This is a genomic window from Paenibacillus sp. 01T47 (assembly GCF_056398245.1).
The window spans coordinates 1-1,356 of the sequence record NZ_JBFTPA010000067.1 but is presented as its reverse complement, the minus strand read 5'-3'; the positions used below and the strand labels follow the sequence as shown (position 1 = coordinate 1,356).

General features: G+C 45.8%; 1 protein-coding gene. It reads right to left on the bottom strand.

Annotation, left to right across the window (positions count from 1 at the left end):
- Positions 1-52: 52 nt before the first annotated feature.
- Entirely contained in the window at positions 53-1,243 is a 1,191-nt protein-coding gene (locus AC1DOV_RS34665) for an IS256 family transposase (protein ID WP_477552162.1), read from the bottom strand.
- Between the last annotated feature and the right edge of the window lie 113 nt (positions 1,244-1,356).

Here is a 1,356-nt window from a genome sequence, read left to right as displayed (position 1 = left end):
GGTCAAGTCCATATTTATGTGTAAAATCCCATCTACGTTGTCTGAGATTAGACTAACAGTTTTTTCTCCATTCATGGTAAGCAGTCATCTCCATGAATTTACGACTTGACTCCCAATGTGCTTCAATCTCCATGAGCACGGCGCCGATCATGCGTACGACGGCTTCACGGTTTGGAAAAATACGAATGACGCGTTCACGCCGACGAATCTCACCGTTCACACGTTCAATGCCATTTGAAGTGCGTAGACGAACGCGGTACTCCTCTGGATAGACAAGGATAGCGGTTGCATCGTCAAAGCCATTCTCGAGTGTATCCATAGCCTTTGGTGCTTTGTCCTGAAAAGCCTCTATCGTTTCTTTTAGACATTTCCTGGCGACGTCTACGTTCGGTGCTTCAAAGATAGAGCGAACCATCCCTTTGATGCTCGCCTGAAGTGACTTTGGTGAAGCATCAAGTATGTTTCGCATAAAATGTGTCTGGCATCGTTGCCACGTTACGCCTTGAAAATGTTGACGGATCGATTTTACTAAACCGCCATGAGTATCGCTGGTAATACAGTCCACACCATGCAGACCGCGCTCTTTTAATTGGTTAAAGAACTCGCTCCAGCTTGCTTCGGATTCTGTATCGCCTACTGCAAGCCCAAGAATCTCCCGATTGCCATCTGTGTTAACGCCATACCCAATGAAGACGCCTCTAGAACGTATCCGGCCGTCTTCACGCACTTTCACATACATGGCATCTACCGTAACAAAAGGATAAGCAACCTCGTGCAAAGAGCGATTGTTCCATCCATGAACAATGGGATCGAGTTGCTTGCACAGTTCACTGACCGTCGACTTGGAAAACTCCCTTCCACAGAGTTCTTCCGTCACACGTGCTACTTTACGAGTGGAGACACCCTGTACAACAAGTTCCATCAGTGTGAGGACAAGCGCTTGTTCACTACGTTGATAGCGTTTGAAAAGCTCTGTCGAAAACTTGCCATCCCGAAACCTTGGCACCTGTAGGGTGATACTACCCACACGTGTCGTCAAGCTTCTCAAATAGCTGCCATTTCGTTGTCCTTGTCTGGCAGGTGTACGCTCATAATCTTCAGCTGCTAATTGTTCTGTCGCTTGTGCCTTCAATACTTGATTCAAAACAGTCTCGAGCAAAGCGGCTACACCTGCGTCCCGAGATTCTCCGATAAACAACTGGTTTAATAATTGGTGATCTAGTGTAACCTGATATTGAGCCATGAATAAATACTCCCCTCTGGAATGGTCTAGGCAACTTCTTCTAGATGAGTATTTACTTCATGGCTTACTTTTTATGAAGTTCTTCATTTTACACAATTATATGGACTCAACTC